Origin of the sequence: Methanosarcina sp. UBA289 (genome assembly GCA_002496565.1) — an archaeon.
In the GTDB taxonomy this organism is placed as follows: Archaea; Halobacteriota; Methanosarcinia; order Methanosarcinales; family Methanosarcinaceae; genus Methanosarcina.
This window is the reverse complement of the sequence record DAKJ01000023.1, coordinates 1-17,221: the sequence shown is the minus strand read 5'-3', so window position 1 is coordinate 17,221 and position 17,221 is coordinate 1. Positions and strand designations below refer to the sequence as shown.

The window sequence follows — 17,221 nt, the reverse complement described above, 5'->3', positions numbered from 1 at the left end:
TCTAGTTATTTATACATGCAAAACTATTGTGGAGCAACTGTTATGCACCTTATACAAACATGTGCATCTTAGGAGAATTGTAATGAGCGAAATAGCACTCGAAGAGCTGCCCGGAGTTGGCCCTGCAACAGCAGAAAAACTCAAAGAAGCCGGATTTAATACTGTTGAAGCGGTGGCTGTAGCCTCTCCTTCTGAACTTGCAACTACAGCTGAAATCGGAGAATCTACGGCTGCAAAAATCATCAATGCTGCAAGACAAGCTGCTGATATTGGAGGTTTTGAGACCGGAGACGTCGTGCTTGAAAGGCGGAAAATGGTAGGCAAGCTGACGACCGGTTGTACGGAATTTGATGAAATGATGGGCGGGGGCATAGAAACCCAGGCAATTACCGAACTGTACGGAGAGTTCGGTTCCGGGAAAACCCAGCTGGCCCACCAGCTTGCAGTTAATGTCCAGATGGACAGGGAGCACGGAGGGCTTAACGGTTCGGTTATTATCATAGACACTGAAAATACTTTCAGACCTGAAAGAATTGCCCAGATGGTAAAAGGGCTTTCCGAGAAATACGGCATGGAGCTTGACCCAGAAGAGTTCCTCCAGAATATCCATGTCGCAAGAGCATACAATTCCAATCACCAGATCCTTCTTGTGGATTCTGCAACAGATCTGGCAAACGAGCTCCGGGATATGGGAAAACCCGTTCGCTTGCTGATTGTTGACTCTCTTATGGCTCATTTCAGGGCTGAATATGTAGGAAGGGGAACCCTTGCCGACCGGCAGCAGAAACTTAATAAGCACATGCACGGCCTTCTCCGCTTCGGGGACTTATTTAATGCCTGCGTGGTTGTAACAAATCAGGTCATGGCAAAACCCGATGCCTTTTTCGGTGATCCCACAAGGCCTGTCGGAGGACACGTAGTCGGACACACAGCAACCTTCAGGCTTTACCTGCGGAAATCCAAAGGAGATAAAAGGATTATACGTCTTGTGGATTCTCCTAACCTGCCCGAAGGAGAAGCGGTTATCGCAGTTACTACAGCCGGACTCACAGACCAGTGAAAGTAAGAATCAAGCCGGGTAAGGAAACATTTTATCTATCCTTACCCAATCTTTTTTATGAGATTCAAAGCCATTGTTGCCGATATTGACGGTACAATCACCTGCGAGAAAAGGGAACTTCATCTGGGGGCCATGAAAAAAATCCGTTCTCTTAAAGTCCCGGTCGTGCTTGCCACAGGAAATACTCTGTGTTATGCAAGGACAGCCTCAAGGCTTATTGGCCTCGATGGTGCAGTAATTGCAGAAAACGGAGGGGCTATTACTATTCGCTTCGATTTGCAGGGCACTTTTGAGGAAAGCCTTGAGGAATGCGAGAAGGCCTATTCTTTTCTTTCTGAATATTTCAAGCTAACCAAACTTGATCCTTTATACCGAAAAACCGAGATTGCCCTCCGGAGAGATTTTGATCTCGAAAAAGCCAGAACTCTTCTCAAAACCCAGAATCTGGACGTCGAAATGGTTGATACTAAATATGCCATCCATATCAAGAGCACGAAAATCAATAAAGGGGTCGGCCTCATGAAACTTGCAAGCATAATGGGGTTGAAATCCGAAGATTTCGTAGCCATAGGAGATTCAGAAAACGACGTGGAGATGTTTGAAGTCTCAGGTTTTGGGATTGCCGTCGGAAACGGGGACGAAATTATAAAGGAAGCTGCGGATTATGTGACAGAAGCTTCATTTGGGGACGGGACCGTAGAAGCTCTTGAATTTCTCGAATCGAAAGGCTGGATTTAAAAAGCGTCGCTATTTCTACTTCCCCTGAAGCTCTCTGAGGATCCCCTCTGAAGCCCTCTATATCAATTTTTATATTTTAAACAACTCTTTCAGCCCTAGATCCCACTGAATCCATAATTCTTTCATGTTATTACTTTTCTTTAATAATTCAATAACAGTCGGATTGGGCTCTGTGAAGATTCCGGGATGGTCTTCTTCCCCAAGCTCTTTACTAACGGGCTTGGAAAGCTTTTCTTCGTATATGGAAAACTGAGCGTCACGGCCTGGCTTGTTACCTCTTGCATCTAACCGTATCCATTTATCCAGATCTTTTAAATATACTGCATTTAGACCATGCAAGAATTTTATGTTAACATCACGACTTGAGGAAAGTTTTTGATAACAGAATCCAGCTGGCACCCCGAAATATCTCAGAATGGCTGCAAACAGATGAGCTTTGGCACAGCAGATCCCGTGCCCGGCTTCCAGAACCTCTGATGCCTTGCAGGTAACCTCCTGTGTACCTATATCCCCTGAATGATGAACATCGTCCCTAACAAACTCGTAAATTTTCTTAATTAAGCTGATTTCATCATTGGTGCCTTCTTTTAATTCAAGGCATTTATCAACGATTAGCTTATGATCGTAGTCTATGACGTCGCTTTTCTTGAGGTAATCCTGAATATTATTACTTTCAGTGTGCATCTAATCTACCTATCAATAGCTACTTCAATAATTCTTCGATATAAATTTAAATCTTACAGGGAACTATTCTTTTATTTGTATAAATATATAAATAATCAAAATATCATTTCAAAAGGATTTACCAAACAAAAATAAACAGTATTGAAGGGCAAATTGTTTGATAAACGCTCTTTCAGGATTCTCTTTTCAGGATGCATTAACCGAATCAAGCTAAAGGAGATCCAAAAATTGAGAGTGGGGTAACGATATGTTAGAGGATGAAACTTTAGGGGATAAAAAGGTAGAGGATGAAGTCCAAACTATGCAAAGAAATGTCGAAAAAGATTTATTCTATGAACAATCCAAAATTCTGGATAGATATTATTCACTGATAACCCTGATAATTACAACATTTGGTTTCATTATTACGGCTCTTACTTTTTTTTTAGGCAGATTGACCCCTAACATCAGTGAAGCTCTCCGTTCTTATCATGTCTTTTTTTCTTTTTTGTGTTTATTTATGGCTTTTTTGATCTCAATAATTAATGTGCTGGCAATATTTCATCACAGAAAGCTAGTAAGAAGGGGTAATACGGTAGTATATAGAGAATCTGATGAATTGGTAAATAATAATTTGAGATTATATCTCGATATCTCAAGGCAAAAAAATTACTATGTAATTGCAGTTACTCTTATTGGACTTGCACTCACATCCCTCTTTAACCATTTTTCTCAGCATCGTGTTATAGCCATTGTGCTTACAGCCGGATTTGTTTTAATTGTATTGTTGATAATACGTAACTCTCGCAGGTATCTTTGCTAATTTACGGCAAAGACGGCTTGATGTAACATATTGGGAAATGGTAAGCAGATGAATTAAGAAAAAGAGAAGAATTTAAACTGCTGGAGCGAAATTGAATGCCAATCTCCATTATACTCTTTTTTTCTCTTTCTTATAACCCCTCCTTGATCAAATTGATCAATAAGCTCTTTTATCATCTTTCTCTTTTTGTTAAGATCCTGCCGAACGAAAAGAACATCTAAATCTGCGATCAAAAAGCTTACAGATCCGTTTCCAGATAGTAACGGAAATAAAAAAGAACTCATATGAACCAGAACTGTTACATACCGGCAGAGTTGGATACTATCGGGTATTTTATCAAATTGGGTCGTCCCTGGCCACTAACACAAACCATGTACTCATCAAATTCATGAGTATGTTTCTCCGAAACCTGCCCGAATAACAGGTTCAGAAAGCCATCTGGCTGCTGTTTACCCCTTCGTAAAAAAAGCCGTCAATATGCTCAGTATTTGCTCTTTACTGCTGATATGGTTCCTTTTGTTTTTCATAAATTCCGAAAAAATTTCATGTCTGAGCCTTCCAGATTAAAGTAATTTCCACCCTCAGCTTCCATCTTTTTTAACAAGTGAAGCAAAATGCTTTACCAGATAATCTTCTTCAACCCCAAAAATTACCTTGGGCATCCTTCGTTTTAGTTAAATTAGAAAAGACTATTTGGTTCTCGCCATGAGCGGTTCAAGAGGAAAAATAAAACTTAAAATTGTCCGCTTGAGAGAGTTAAAAAAGCAATTTTGCCCCTAATCCAGCCCTCTTGAGCGAATGAAGTGAGCGAAAAAGGCCCCGTCCTCCCGAAACGGAACTCGGGAGCCACAACTCAACTCTTAAAGAGGGGCCGTCCTCCCAAGAAGGGATTCGGGCGAAACGGAACCGAGAAACCGACTCGGGCTATTTAGTTTAGCTTTGCTTTCATTTTGTCTATTATTATATAGTCTTTAATGGCACTTACGGAATCGAAAGGAATGAGGATAAAGTTATCCGCTCTCCTGTACCTGGAAGTATCTAAATTGACATTCGGGGCGACCACCATGTCAATAATATTTCCCCCTTTAATCTCGACTACAACGTTGCTCAACGTTCCGATCTCTGTTCCGTCGGTAGCCATTACCTGCTTATTAAAGAGGTTCCTTGCAAATTCCTTCGACATTTTTATCATATCTCCGTTCGCAGTGTATTATCGGTTTGGGTAAAGCTGGCTTTTAACTTTGAATATTTTATTTCATTTGAAACCAGGTTCTTTAAAACTTTTTCCTTTTAAAACTACTCACCTAAAGAGTTACTGGCTTAAATTCTTACCTGTTATTTTTACCAGTAACCCTTGCATGTAATTGCCTGTAATCTTTACCTGTAACCGATATAGCCAGCTGTTTCTGTGAGTCTTTGACCTCCTTTGAACTGTGCCTCGATCTTTTCGTAGAACTGAGCGATATTCTCCGTAATTGTGGGTTTTACCTTCTTCAGAGCTTCCCTGAAGTGTCTCATTTCTACATATTCTGTATCGAAGTTCTCCCTTAGAGCAATCATTACGGCTTCCCTGCACACAGACTCGATATCGGCACCAACGTAACCCTCAGTTACATCGGCAAGGTTTTCAAGGTCCACATCTTCAGCAAGGGGCGTATCCTTTGTATGGATCCTGAAGATTTTGAGCCTGCCTTTCCGGTCAGGAGAGCCTATGTAGACCAACCTGTCAAAACGGCCCGGGCGCAGGATTGCTGGGTCCAGCAGGTTAGGTCGATTGGTTGCGGCAATGACCACCACATCTCTAAGGGACTCAAGCCCATCCATCTCGGTCAGGAGCTGGTTAAGCACTCTCTCTGAAGTGCGGCTGTCCGTGGACTCCATCCCTGGCATAGAAGCAACCGAGTCGATCTCGTCAAAGAAAATCACACAGGGTGCGACCTGACGGGCTTTTCTGAAGGTTTCGCGGATAGCTTTTTCCGATTCTCCAAGCCACTTCGAGAACATCTCAGGCCCTTTGACACTAATGAAGTTCGCATTTGACTCCTTGGAAACGGCCTGGGCTATCAGAGTCTTTCCAGTTCCTGGCGGGCCGTAAAGCAGGATTCCTCTTGGAGCCTTTATGCCCATCCGAGCGAACTTTTCCGGATTTTTAATGGGCCATTCCACAGCCTCAATAATGGACTGCTTTGCTTCCTCGAGCCCTCCAACATCATCCCAGCCAACTGTGGGCATTTCCACATAAATTTCTCTAAGAGCCGAGGGCTCAGCCTCCATCAGGGCGTCTTCAAAGTTTTTCTTGGTTACTACGATTTTTTCCAGCCTTTCAGGCGGAATTGCTTCATTTTCCAGGTCAAGGTCAGGCAGATTTTCCCTAAGGCAGCGCATGGCAGCTTCCTGCACAAGAGCCAGCAGATCAGCACCTACAAAACCCTGCGTCCTTTCAGCTAGATACATCAAGTATTTATCTGTCTTTTCTTTCCTTTCCCTCTCAAGGGCAGCTTCATCAAGTTCGGTTTCGACTTTTCCGCTCTCCTCGTTTTCTCCATTTCTTTCTATAGGCATGCCTCTTGTATGAATCTGCAGGATCTCGTACCTATCCTTAGTATCAGGCACGCCGATATGGATTTCTCTGTCAAAGCGGCCTGGTCTCCGGAGTGCGGGGTCGATTGCATCAACACGGTTTGTGGCTCCTATAACCACAACCTGTCCTCTCTCTACCATCCCATCGAGCAGGGTCAAGAGCTGGGCGACCACACGCCTTTCCACTTCCCCAGTTACGTTTTCCCTTTTTGGAGCAATGGAATCTATTTCGTCAATGAAAATGACCGATGGCGCGTCCTGAGTTGCTTCTTCGAAGATCTTCCTGAGCCTTTCTTCACTTTCTCCATAGAATTTACCTACGATCTCAGGGCCGGCAATGTAATGGAAACTTGCTCCGGATTCATTGGCTACGGCTTTTGCAATTAGGGTTTTTCCGGTTCCGGGTGGACCATAGAGAATGACTCCTTTAGGAGGCTCAATATTCAGGTGACCGAAAAGTTCGGGATGCTTCATTGGCAGCTCTATCATTTCCCGGACACGCATAATCTCATCCCCGAGGCCTCCTATGTCTTCATAGGTGGTTACGCCCCGGGTTGCTTTTTCGTATCCCTGTACCGGCTTTTTGCGAAGTTCGATAAGCGTTGCTTCCGTAATAAGGACAATTGTGTTTGAAGGATCAGTCTCAACAGCAACCAGGGGAATTACCTGGCTTGTAGTAAGGGATTCTGTCATTGGCTGAGACATCGAATTTATTATCGGAATGATGTCCCCCCTGAAAACCGGCCTTTTGAGAATGTGCCGCTTTATGATTTCATTTGCGTGTTCCCCAAACTGAAGTTCAGGTCCCCCCTGTGTCATGCTTTCCGGAAGCGCCAGGATAAGCTTTTTTGCTTCAGGGGCTTCAACCTTTTTGATCGTTACCTTTTCTCCTATGGAAACGCCTGCATTTTGCCGGATGAAGTTGTCAATTCTCACGAGCCCCTGGTCCCAGTCCTGCCTGTCCGCCCTCCAAACCTTTGCCGTGGTCTTTTTCTTACCCCTTATTTCCACGATGTCGCCTGGCGAGAGCTGAAGTTTCAGCAAAGTTGTAGGATCAAGTCGGATAATTCCTCTTCCAAGGTCGATAGGATATGCCTTTTCAACCTTCAACTGTATTTCTTCCATAGATCATCCCGAAAATAGTTGTCTTTTTGATTGTAACTTTTATTTAATAATCGCGTAAAATGAAACTGATACCGGAATTTTAATCTTTTTCCGGCTGTACATTATGGAACTACCTGTTTCCTATATTGGATGTCTTTTTATTTCAATGCCTTTGATCTGAGAGATTTTTTATCCCGGAGGGTTTATAATGGAACATACTATACCTTGAGTTTTCGGTTTAGTCCTCCTATCCGCAAAAACCCCCTTTAGTCTGTACCCTGTCCGGATAATAATTTGTATTTGTCTGTTAGAGGTACATTTGATAATCAGTTATTTATAGTATACCCGGGATATAATGCTCCCTATGTATTCCATTTATTAAATAAGTTTACCCTATCTCTTTTTTTTCTGAGGTTTTATATGCCTGGAACTTCTGTGTATAAAATTGTTTAACACTCAAAGTAGTCATTTAATTTTAAATTAATCATTTAAACTTGAATAGCCGTTTAAATCTGGCTTCTTTAGAGCGTACTACCATCAGGATCTTGAACCATCAGGATCTTGAATTCTCAGGATTTTAATGTCATTTTTAACTATACTCCTGACGAACACCCAGGAATTGACAGCATGAACCTTGAAATCGCGCAGAACAAGATTATTGATTTTATCCGGAATGAAACCCGTAAAGCAGGTGTAGACGGAGCTGTTATAGGCATCAGTGGCGGAATAGACTCAGCCCTTGCCGCAACGCTTACCGTAAAAGCTCTGGGAAAAGATAAAGTGCTAGGAATCCACATGCCTGAATTCGGCCTTACCCCTGCTGAAGACAGCAGAGATGCAAAAATCCTTGCAGACTGGCTGGGAATCGAGTTTAAAACTGTTGATATTTCCGGAATTATTTCAGCCTTCATGGCTGTAGTCCCTGATAGTGAATCTGCAGACCGACTATGTAAGGGCAACCTGAAAGCAAGAACCAGAATGTCCCTCCTTTACTTCCATGCAAACCACATGAACCGTATGGTCATGGGAACTGGAAATAAAACCGAGATTCTTCTTGGTTATTTCACGAAATACGGAGATGGAGGCGTTGATCTCGAACCCATAGGCGGACTTTATAAAACCGAGGTCTGGGAGCTCTCTCGCAGGCTGGGAATCCCTGACCCTCTTATCACGAAAAAACCTTCAGCTGGGCTCTGGGCAGGCCAGACCGACGAAGCCGATCTAGGGATTTCCTACATAAAAGTGGATGAGGTGCTCAAAAAGCTTGAGATGAATGAAACTCCTGAAACCATTCTGAATGCACTCGAGATTTCCGCAGAGCAGTTGAACTCGGTCATGAAACGTATAGAGAGAAGCGAGCATAAAAGAAATACTCCTCCTGTGCCCTCCAATTAAGTTTCCTGAGTTACCTCGGGAGGACGATACCTTTTTTTTAAAAGGCCTGATTTCTGTGACTCGAACTTCCTGAGCGAGCTTTTTTGCCCGCATATTTTTTAGCGGGCAGGATTAATATCTATATCGGATCTGTGTTCCCTGACAAGGGGCTTTGCAAGGTGTCGGCGGGCGCAGGGTGGGACTTCGTATAATCCTGCTGTAAGGTCCCTTTTTACTTCACACATGATTTTTGAGGTGGCCTGAGTCCCGCATTTTTTGCAGCGGAACCCTTGGGACTGACCTGACGATTTCATGTGTTTTCCGCAGGTCAGACATATTGGGTTTTCTTCTCTATAAAGAGAGGCGAGATTTTTTATCTCTATTTTTTCGATGTTGAGTGTTCCAGAACTGACACTTCCGGACATTGCAACCCTGTCTCCTGGCCTTAGCTTCCTTATAAGTAACCGGAAGTTTTTTGTGGGTTCAAAGGCTGCGCAGTCAATTTCGTTTTCTTTCTCATCCCGGATAGTAAAAATAACGTGTCCGCCGTGAATTGTTTTCGGAACTGACGAAACCGTGCCTTTGAGCCTGTAAGAGTGCATGTCCTGAATTTCAGTGAGCTTTTCTACGGAAAGCAGGTGCATATCAGTACCCTGGTTTGTTCTGTATACGGCAAAACGCTCGACGGGTTCAGCCCTGATAAGGGAGGCAGCCTCAGTAACTATGGCCGGATTTTCTCCTCTGATTCCGAAAAGCACTGGATCGCCAGAATGAGGTACACAGACAACAAGTCTGTTTTTAAGATCCACAGTGTCCCAGGTTTCAGGATAGGTCTTCCTGTCGGCTTCAAAGAAACTTTCCTTTTCAATTTCTCGGGGGGTTCCCCATTTTTCATTTTGCCTATATGCCAAGTACTCGAAAGTGTGGTCCCATTCTTCGAGGTTCAGCATAGCTCCGCAGGCTGCAAGGGCGCCTATTAGCCCTCTTCCGTTTTTGAAGCCCTTTGAAGGAATTCCGGATTCTGAGACCAGGCTTTTTGCCTCCTCAATCTCGATAACATCCCTTACAGCTTTCTCCAGAAATCTCCTGAGGATAGGCTTGAGCCTATCGTAATCTTTTTCCAGGACAAAAACTGTTCCCGGATTAGTTTTTTCGCATTCCATGCGTGCAAGTTCTTCTATTCTGGACACAACGTGGGCAATTACCTTTTCCGGGCAGTCAGTATTGAGTTTCAGTGCTACTGCAGCGTTTCCTCTCGTTTTGTAAGGGATAGTCGGGTTCAGGCGTATAAGAAGCGGAAGAGTTTCCACAGTTCCGTAGGCCTGAAGTTCGTCCAGCAGCAGAGCTCCCAGATATGTTGTGCACATTCCTTCGTTTGAGTCAGTATCATCAATTCCGATAATCATTTTTTTCTGTTCCAGTTTTTGCCTTTTTGTTTCCCATATACGTTTCGGATAATTACTGTTTTCGTTACTCTCCGACGTTTTTTCCCACTGTAGGTATTGTCAAAAGTAAAGAAAAATATATATAGATGTTCAAACAGAGATTGATACTGGAATGACAAAAGAAGTTCTCATACATCAAATTATTGATGTATTAGCACATGCAGGTTTTGCACTCTCTGATCGCTGCAATATTCGCCCGAGGAGCTTTGATGTTGCCGCGCGGAAGGATGAAACACTATTACTTTGCAAGGTTTTATTTAATATTGACGGCCTAAATGAAGAAACTGCCAGGGAGATGAAGTACCTGGCCGAATACCTTGGAGGTTCTGCTATTGTAGTGGGGGCAAAGACTAGAGACCAGATGCTAGAAGATAGCGTTGTGTATATGCGCTATGATATCCTCGCCCTGAATGTGCAGACTCTCTATGACTACTTTATTGAGAATGTTCCTCCTCTGGTTTCAGCAGCTCCGGGCGGTCTATATGTCTCCATAGAAGGAGATATCCTTAAAAAAGCCAGGATGAATCAGTCAATGTCTCTTGGGACTCTTGCTGCCATGGTAGGGGTTTCAAGGAGAACTATCAGCAAGTACGAAGAAGAAGGCATGGATGCATCGATAGACGTCGTGCTCCAGCTGGAGGATATCTTTGGGGTTGAACTTGCAAGGCCTATAAATATCCTGAAATCCTGTGGGAGCAGGAAGCCCAGGAAAAAGGCAGAATCCAGAACTGAAGCTCAGGAAAAGCCCTGCACGCTTTTGCCGGAAGATTTGATCCTGAATACCATTTCTATGCTTGGCTATGATGTCCTTCCTACTGCACAGGCTCCTTTCAAGGCCATTTCACGGGACAAATCCTCAGTTATCCTCACAGGAGTGAGTGAGTTCAATACGACCGTGGTCAAAAGAGCTCATTTGATGAGCAGTATTTCCTGCGTCACGGAGACACAATCCGTATTTATTATCAACGGGCGCTCAAAAATAAAATCCGTAGAAAACACAGTTCTTATAGAGAAAAAAGAACTTGACAAGATTTCTGATTCCCAGGAGCTTCTTAATTTCATAGAGGAACGTAGAGAAACCCACGATGAGAATTAAAAGCTGAGTTTCCGCCGCCCGAGTTAAACAAACCTTTTGAAAAACAAGCCTTTTGAAAAACAAGCCTTTTGAAAAACAAGCCTTTTTTCAAAAGGCTTGAGCGAAAACCCCGAGCAACGGCATGATAAACCGGCGCAACGATTGTTCCAAGACCTTTTTCAAAAAAGGCTTCCCGAAAAGGTTCAGCATTTGAATTTTATAACCTTATCCCCGAACCCTATCGGCGTGATCAACCGGCGCAACGGTTGTTCCAAAACCCTAATATAGCACTGTTTCAATCTAAAAGCTTTGATGACTGTAAAGATTGCAGTGCTGGTTTCTGGAAGGGGTTCGAATCTCCAGGCGATTATGGACAGCATTGAAAAGGGTTACATAAAGAATGCGGCAATTAATGTGGTTATTTCCAATAAGGCAGACGCGTATGCGCTCGAACGTGCAAGGAATCATGGAATAAATGCGGTATTTCTTGATCCGAGTGAGTATGGCCGGGATGAATATGATCGGGCAATCCTGAACGTTCTGAGCCAATATGATACTGATCTTCTTTTGCTTGCAGGCTACTTCCGGATTTTAGGAAATGAAATAATTAAGGTCTACAGGAATAGAATTATGAACATTCATCCTTCTCTTCTTCCGGCCTTCAAAGGACTTCACGCACAGAAGCAGGCTTTCGAATACGGGGTAAAAGTTGCAGGCTGCACAGTGCATTTTGTTGATGAAGGGTTAGATTCAGGGCCAATAATCCTCCAGAAATGTGTGCCTGTGCTTAGTGGGGATACGGAAGAAGCCCTTACTGCCAGAATTCTGGAGCAGGAACACATTATCTACCCTGAAGCAGTCAGGCTTTTTACCGAGGGTAAACTTAAAATTGAGGATAGAAATGTAGTAACCGGGATTTGAGCAAATGCTTAGATCACATGAAACCGGAATAGATTTTACCAATTAATAACTTCATTAATCCCTGATAGTTATAAATATTCCAACCTTATAGGTATTCCACGAAATCTCTAAGCCATAAGGGCTTTTTAAATTTCCAAATTTCCTATCTTCAAGAGATTCAGGAGCTCTTTGCCGGAAGTTTTGAAACTTCAGAATGAAAAATCCCCAATCAGGAAGGTTAAAGCCTGTTTAATTACACTCACGCTTATCCGGCGGTTCTATCGCTGAACGCCAACCTCTTGAGTAACTTTCCAGTCTGTCAGCTAGCTCCTGGATATATTCGCATGTTATCATTAATCAACCCAAGCCATAAAAATTTTTGATTTTGAACAATTTTAAATGAACAGGTTACAGGTGACAGTAATGTCTTATATTGAAAAAATTGATCCGGAATTGGCCGAGGCTATCAAGAAAGAAGCCGAGCGCCAGGAATATAAATTAAACCTCATCGCATCTGAGAATTATGCGAGCAAAGCCGTTATGGAAGCTCAGGGATCGATTCTGACCAATAAATATGCCGAAGGATATTCAGGCAAGCGATACTATGGTGGCTGCGATTTCGTGGATGTTGCCGAGGATCTTGCGATTGCCAGGGCAAAGAAAATCTTTAACGCAAATTACGTAAACGTCCAGCCTCACTCGGGTTCTGGAGCGAATATGGCTGTCTATTTCTCGGTTTTGCATCCCGGAGATACCATCATGTCCATGGATCTCTCGCACGGCGGGCATCTTTCTCACGGCAGCCCTGTGAGTTTTTCCGGAAAGCTCTTTAATATTGTGCCTTACGGGGTAAGTAAAAAGACTGAGACGCTGGACTATTCCGAACTTATGGGAAAAGCAAAGGAATGCAAGCCGCAAATGATTGTTTGCGGGGCTTCAGCTTATCCTCGTGAAATCGATTTCAAGCAGTTCCGAGAAATTGCTGACGAGGTCGGAGCCTATTTGCTTGCGGATATTGCTCACATTGCAGGGCTTGTAGTTGCAGGTGTGCACCCTAGTCCTGTGCCTTACGCGGATTTCGTTACCAGCACAACCCACAAAACCCTCCGGGGCCCAAGGGGCGGAATGATTATTTCCAAAACAGAAGAACTTGCGACAGGAATTAACAAAGCGGTTTTCCCCGGCCTTCAGGGCGGACCTCTCATGCACATCATAGCTGGAAAGGCAGTCGCTTTTAAAGAGGCCATGAGTGAGAAGTTCAAACAGGATCAGATTCAGACTGTAAGGAATGCAAAAACTCTCTGTAAATGCCTGAAAGAAAAGGGCTTTGATATCGTCTCTGGCGGCACGGACAATCATCTTATGCTTGTCAACCTCAATAATATGAACATAACAGGCAAGGATGCAGAAGCTGCTATGAGCAAAGCCGGGATTATTGCAAATAAAAATACCGTGCCCTTCGAGACCCGCAGTCCCTTTATCACAAGCGGTGTAAGGCTCGGAACCCCTGCCTGTACCACGAGAGGTATGAAGGAAACGGAAATGGAATTAATTGCCGACTATATAGAGATTGCAATTACGAACTCAGAAAACGATAGGCTCCTGTCGGAAACAAGTGGCAAGGTCAGGGAACTTTGTTCAAGATTCCCAGTTTATTGTTAATCAAAGAAGTGGATGTTTTATCAATGTCATATGAAGGGTACGAATCACGAATTATAGATGGGAAAGTTCTTGCAAAGCAGATTGAAGATGAAGTAGAGGCTGGAGTTGAGGCTCTGGAAAGTGGCCGGGGAGTTACACCGGGACTTGCTACCATCCTTGTTGGCGACGACCCTGCTTCCAAAATGTACGTCCGTCTTAAACACAAAGCCTGCGAACGTGTAGGCATTCGGGCAGAAGACCACTTTCTTCCGACAGAAACCACTCAGGAGGAACTTCTCTCCCTGATCGATACCCTTAACAAAGATAAGAATGTGCATGGAATTCTGCTTCAGCTCCCGCTCCCGAATCATCTTTTCCCTCAGGAAGCAATGGAAGCCATAGCCCCTGAGAAAGATGCGGATGGCTTTCACCCCTACAATATGGGAAAGCTAATGATAGGGGATGAAGGACTTGTTCCCTGTACTCCACATGGGATTATCCGGGCGCTTGAAGAGTATGATGTGCCTATTAAGGGCAAAAATGTGGTTATTGTCGGGCACAGCAACGTTGTTGGAAAACCAATGGCAGCAATGTTCCTTAACCGCAATGCAACCGTTTCGATCTGTCACGTGTTCACAGATGACCTTAAGAGATACACTCTTGAGGCAGACATCCTGGTGGTAGCGACTGGAGTCAAACACCTTATCAAAGCCGATATGGTAAAGGAAGGTGCAGTAATTTTTGACGTAGGCATTACCCAGGAAAAAGATGGCGTATACGGAGACGTAGACTTCGAAAATGTGATCAAGAAGGCATCCCTAATCACCCCTGTTCCTGGCGGCGTGGGACCTCTGACAGTTGCCATGCTTATAAAGCATGTACTTAGATGCGCAGAAACAAATTTTTAAACTTCGTTACTGAGGTCTTTTAACAGGCCTTTTAATTTTCATTTTTGAGTTTTATTTTTGATGCCATTTTTATTTTCCTGGAAATGTGAAAGTTACCAAAACCTTCAATGGTTCAATTTTTAAGACAGCCAGATTTAATAAAATCAGTATCTCTCTGAAAAAATCAGTATGATATCTGTATGATTATAGTAACCTTGGAATTCGAATGTTATAGTACTGAAAATCAAGTCAAGGCATTGAATTCTTGATCTAAAGCTCCGATTATGAATTACTGAGTTAAGGCATTGGACTTTCAGTTTAAGGTCTACACTTTTTATTTTTTACTTATTTTATACTAAAGCAAGAAAAGTTGTTTTTCCCAATTGTGCCAGATCCGGAAAATCAACCTTAGTCTTTCTATATTGCAAGTTTATAATTCTAATAGTTGTTTTTATAGACAATCTATTAATTAGCGTACAACATTGCTTTCCTAATTGTACGATATTAATCCTACACATCAATATTTTTATGTATTATTGAAGCTTATATTATTACAATAAGGTTTACTGTCAATAATATTTGAGTTGATTATTAATTTAAATCTATAAATTTTATTATTATATAATGTTTGGTCGGCAAAATGAAGCTTATATCTTGGCTTAATACTTGATTTAATGCATCTTAAATATGCCTTAATCAAATATACCTGATAAACCAGGTCTTTATATATATTAATTAATATATGATTACAGTGATTATTTATCTAATCCTGATAATATATCAAATATATCAAGTAAAACTCCCCTGTATGGAAGCCTCTGCGGTAAAATAAACAGATTTTTACGAAATGCGATAAGAAGCGATAATATAGTATGTTTTCGCCATCTAAAGGCATATCGTTGAAATTTCCGATGATGAGGAAGCCCTTTGAAGCTTGTTTCCATCAATACCTGTTTACCAATGTCCCTCAAGCTCCGACTGGCATTATTTAAATTAAAACTTACATAGTCTGGTTGTCAAAAATGGTTGTTGATACTGAAATCTGCGGTATAAAGATAGGAGATCAATATCCTGCACATGTAATGGGTATTATTAACTTTAGCCCTGAGTCTTTTTATGGAAATTCGGTCATAAAACCGGATTCAGCACTCGAAATAGCTCTGAAAATGGTTGAAGAAGGAGCAACCTTCTTGGATCTCGGAGCCCGTTCTACCTGGATACATGCTGAGCCCATTAGCAGGAAACAGGAACTTGAACGTATTCTGCCAGTGCTTGAAGCGCTGGAGGGCAATGTGGATGCGATAATTTCTGTAGACACGATGTTTCCTGAAATTGCGGAAGAAGCTCTCAAAAGAGGAGCTGAAATTATAAATGACGTCTCCGGTTTTACTGCAGACCCCAGGATGATTGAAGTAGTGGCAGATTATGGATGCCCTGCTGTTGTCATGGCCTCAAATAAAATCCCAGGTGATCCCCTTGGGATGGATGCCATTATCGAATCCCTTGACTCCATCATACAGGCTGCTGAGGCAGGTGGCATAAATCCGGAAAAGCTCATACTTGACCCTGCATCCGGCAGGTGGATCGAAGAAAAACTTTCCATCTATGACTTTGAGACTCTTGACGATTTTGAACGCCTTAAAATTTTTGAAAAACCTTTGTTAGCAGCTGTCTCTAGAAAATCTTTCATAGGAGATGTACTTGGAAAACCTGCAACTGAAAGGCTCTATGGCAGTCTGGCTGCAGCAGCTATTGCAGTTTACAAAGGTGCCCATATAGTCCGTACGCATGATGTACCTGAGACCGCTGATGTTGTAAAGCTTTCAGGAGCTATCAGGAGTAGACCAAGTATAGTAAAAGAAGGTAGGTATGAGGTCTCTGTGGTTGAGGTAAAGACACCACAGGATGCAGCTATTGCAATGCGGGAGCTTGGGGTTACCACTACAGGCTCAAAGGTAATGCAGGGTAAAAGCATCCACCTTATGCTGAAAATTCGTAATCTTACAACCACAGAGGCTTTGATAATAAAACAGGAAATACTTGCTCGGGGAGGGGATGCAGCCCTGACAAGGAATGCGGTTTCCCATGAAACTGAAATGACTGATGTGCTTGTGATGGGAACTCTACTTCAACTTGGGCGTCTTGCTAGGAAACTTGAAGGCCAAGCGCGCTCCCTTCCACTTATTGCCGAAATGATCCGCGAATGTATTGCAAAGCGTAGCGATCTGGAATATCGATATTTGAGGTAGTCATGATTATAACTTCAGCGAAACCCCTTGAGGAAATCCTGACCCTGTTAAAGGATGAAGATGATATTTTCATTATTGGATGCAATGTTTGTGCTGCAAAACTTAAAACTGGTGGAGAACCCGAAGTGCTTGAGATGATCAGACAGCTCGAGAAAAGCGGAAAGCATGTAGTAGGGTGGGCTCTCCCCACTGCAGCTTGTAGCATCCGATCTTTTGACTCCCTGGTCCAGAAAAATGAAAAAATAAATGAAGCTCGCTGCATTCTGGTTATGGGCTGCGGTAGCGGAGTCTCAACGGTTGCCAATGTAACGGATGTGCCCGTACTTGGCTCAAATGATACGCTTTCTTTGGGAGGCTCGAGCGAGGGCAAGCTGCTCTCAGAGCAGTGCATAATGTGTGGAAAATGCACAATCGGTGAATTTGGAGGAATCTGCCCTAAATCACGGTGCCCGAAAGGACTTCTAAATGGACCCTGTGGAGGAGCTATTGACGGAATGTGTGAAGTCAACAGAGAGAACGATTGTGTATGGACTTTGATTTATAATAGGTTGAAAAAGATCAAGAGGCTTGATCTTCTTTACACGGTCCATGCCCCCCAGGAACATAGAGCTGATTAACCTCATTTACAGTTTTTATTTCTTCATTTTTCATTTATCTCTTTTTGGTCGTGTACTTGAGTTAT

Annotated in this window: 14 protein-coding genes; 10 read left to right on the top strand and 4 right to left on the bottom strand. The window is 42.9% G+C overall.

Annotation, left to right across the window (positions count from 1 at the left end):
- The first annotated feature begins 82 nt into the window (after positions 1 to 82).
- Together radA and BP549_RS12665 are read left to right on the top strand one after the other, a co-directional pair.
- Entirely contained in the window at positions 83 to 1,060 is a 978-nt protein-coding gene (gene radA, locus BP549_RS12670; protein WP_292375165.1) for a DNA repair and recombination protein RadA, read from the top strand.
- 57 nt (positions 1,061 to 1,117) lie between these two features.
- Positions 1,118 to 1,798 (top strand): phosphoglycolate phosphatase, encoded by a 681-nt coding sequence (locus BP549_RS12665; RefSeq protein WP_292381146.1) that lies wholly within the window; start codon positions 1,118 to 1,120, stop codon positions 1,796 to 1,798.
- Between the two features lie 69 nt (positions 1,799 to 1,867).
- Here the strand turns inward: BP549_RS12665 and BP549_RS12660 are convergent, their stop codons facing one another.
- Positions 1,868 to 2,482 carry a transglutaminase-like domain-containing protein gene (locus BP549_RS12660; RefSeq protein WP_292381145.1) on the bottom strand — a complete coding sequence of 205 codons (615 nt, stop codon included), beginning with the start codon at positions 2,480 to 2,482 and terminating at the stop codon, positions 1,868 to 1,870.
- A 247-nt stretch (positions 2,483 to 2,729) separates the two neighbouring features.
- Here BP549_RS12660 and BP549_RS12655 point away from each other — a divergent pair, with 247 nt between their 5' ends.
- Positions 2,730 to 3,284 (top strand): hypothetical protein, encoded by a 555-nt coding sequence (locus BP549_RS12655; RefSeq protein WP_292375156.1) that lies wholly within the window; start codon positions 2,730 to 2,732, stop codon positions 3,282 to 3,284.
- 928 nt (positions 3,285 to 4,212) lie between these two features.
- Here BP549_RS12655 and BP549_RS12650 read toward each other — a convergent pair.
- Both BP549_RS12650 and BP549_RS12645 read right to left on the bottom strand, forming a co-directional pair.
- On the bottom strand, positions 4,213 to 4,467 hold the full coding sequence (locus BP549_RS12650; protein WP_292375153.1) for a PRC-barrel domain-containing protein: 255 nt from the start codon (positions 4,465 to 4,467) through the stop codon (positions 4,213 to 4,215).
- Between the two features lie 194 nt (positions 4,468 to 4,661).
- Positions 4,662 to 6,989, bottom strand: coding sequence for a CDC48 family AAA ATPase (locus BP549_RS12645; RefSeq protein WP_292375150.1), 2,328 nt, complete (start codon positions 6,987 to 6,989; stop codon positions 4,662 to 4,664).
- 606 nt (positions 6,990 to 7,595) lie between these two features.
- Between BP549_RS12645 and BP549_RS12640 the strand changes: the two genes are divergently transcribed.
- On the top strand, positions 7,596 to 8,363 hold the full coding sequence (locus tag BP549_RS12640) for an NAD+ synthase (RefSeq protein ID WP_292381248.1): 768 nt from the start codon (positions 7,596 to 7,598) through the stop codon (positions 8,361 to 8,363).
- A 98-nt stretch (positions 8,364 to 8,461) separates the two neighbouring features.
- On the opposite strand, the gene BP549_RS12635 is transcribed toward BP549_RS12640, so the two are convergent.
- The gene (locus BP549_RS12635) at positions 8,462 to 9,748 is read right to left on the bottom strand and encodes a tRNA(Ile)(2)-agmatinylcytidine synthase (protein ID WP_292381142.1); all 1,287 of its coding nucleotides are present in this window, start codon (positions 9,746 to 9,748) and stop codon (positions 8,462 to 8,464) included.
- 151 nt (positions 9,749 to 9,899) lie between these two features.
- Here BP549_RS12635 and BP549_RS12630 point away from each other — a divergent pair, with 151 nt between their 5' ends.
- The 6 genes from BP549_RS12630 to BP549_RS12605 all read left to right on the top strand — a co-directional run bounded on the left by BP549_RS12630 (position 9,900) and on the right by BP549_RS12605 (position 17,156).
- Positions 9,900 to 10,883 carry a transcriptional regulator gene (locus BP549_RS12630; RefSeq protein WP_292381141.1) on the top strand — a complete coding sequence of 328 codons (984 nt, stop codon included), beginning with the start codon at positions 9,900 to 9,902 and terminating at the stop codon, positions 10,881 to 10,883.
- A 291-nt stretch (positions 10,884 to 11,174) separates the two neighbouring features.
- The gene (gene purN, locus BP549_RS12625; protein WP_292381140.1) at positions 11,175 to 11,783 is read left to right on the top strand and encodes a phosphoribosylglycinamide formyltransferase; all 609 of its coding nucleotides are present in this window, start codon (positions 11,175 to 11,177) and stop codon (positions 11,781 to 11,783) included.
- Positions 11,784 to 12,185: 402 nt separating this feature from the next.
- Positions 12,186 to 13,424, top strand: coding sequence for a bifunctional serine hydroxymethyltransferase/L-allo-threonine aldolase (gene glyA, locus BP549_RS12620; RefSeq protein ID WP_292381245.1), 1,239 nt, complete (start codon positions 12,186 to 12,188; stop codon positions 13,422 to 13,424).
- A 23-nt stretch (positions 13,425 to 13,447) separates the two neighbouring features.
- Complete coding sequence (folD, locus tag BP549_RS12615; protein WP_292381139.1) at positions 13,448 to 14,311, top strand: bifunctional methylenetetrahydrofolate dehydrogenase/methenyltetrahydrofolate cyclohydrolase FolD; 864 nt, start codon at positions 13,448 to 13,450, stop codon at positions 14,309 to 14,311.
- Positions 14,312 to 15,312: 1,001 nt separating this feature from the next.
- Positions 15,313 to 16,539: a dihydropteroate synthase gene (folP, locus tag BP549_RS12610; RefSeq protein WP_292381136.1), complete on the top strand. Its 1,227-nt coding sequence runs from the start codon at positions 15,313 to 15,315 to the stop codon at positions 16,537 to 16,539.
- A 2-nt stretch (positions 16,540 to 16,541) separates the two neighbouring features.
- The gene (locus tag BP549_RS12605; protein ID WP_292381133.1) at positions 16,542 to 17,156 is read left to right on the top strand and encodes a methylenetetrahydrofolate reductase C-terminal domain-containing protein; all 615 of its coding nucleotides are present in this window, start codon (positions 16,542 to 16,544) and stop codon (positions 17,154 to 17,156) included.
- The last annotated feature ends 65 nt before the right edge of the window (positions 17,157 to 17,221 follow it).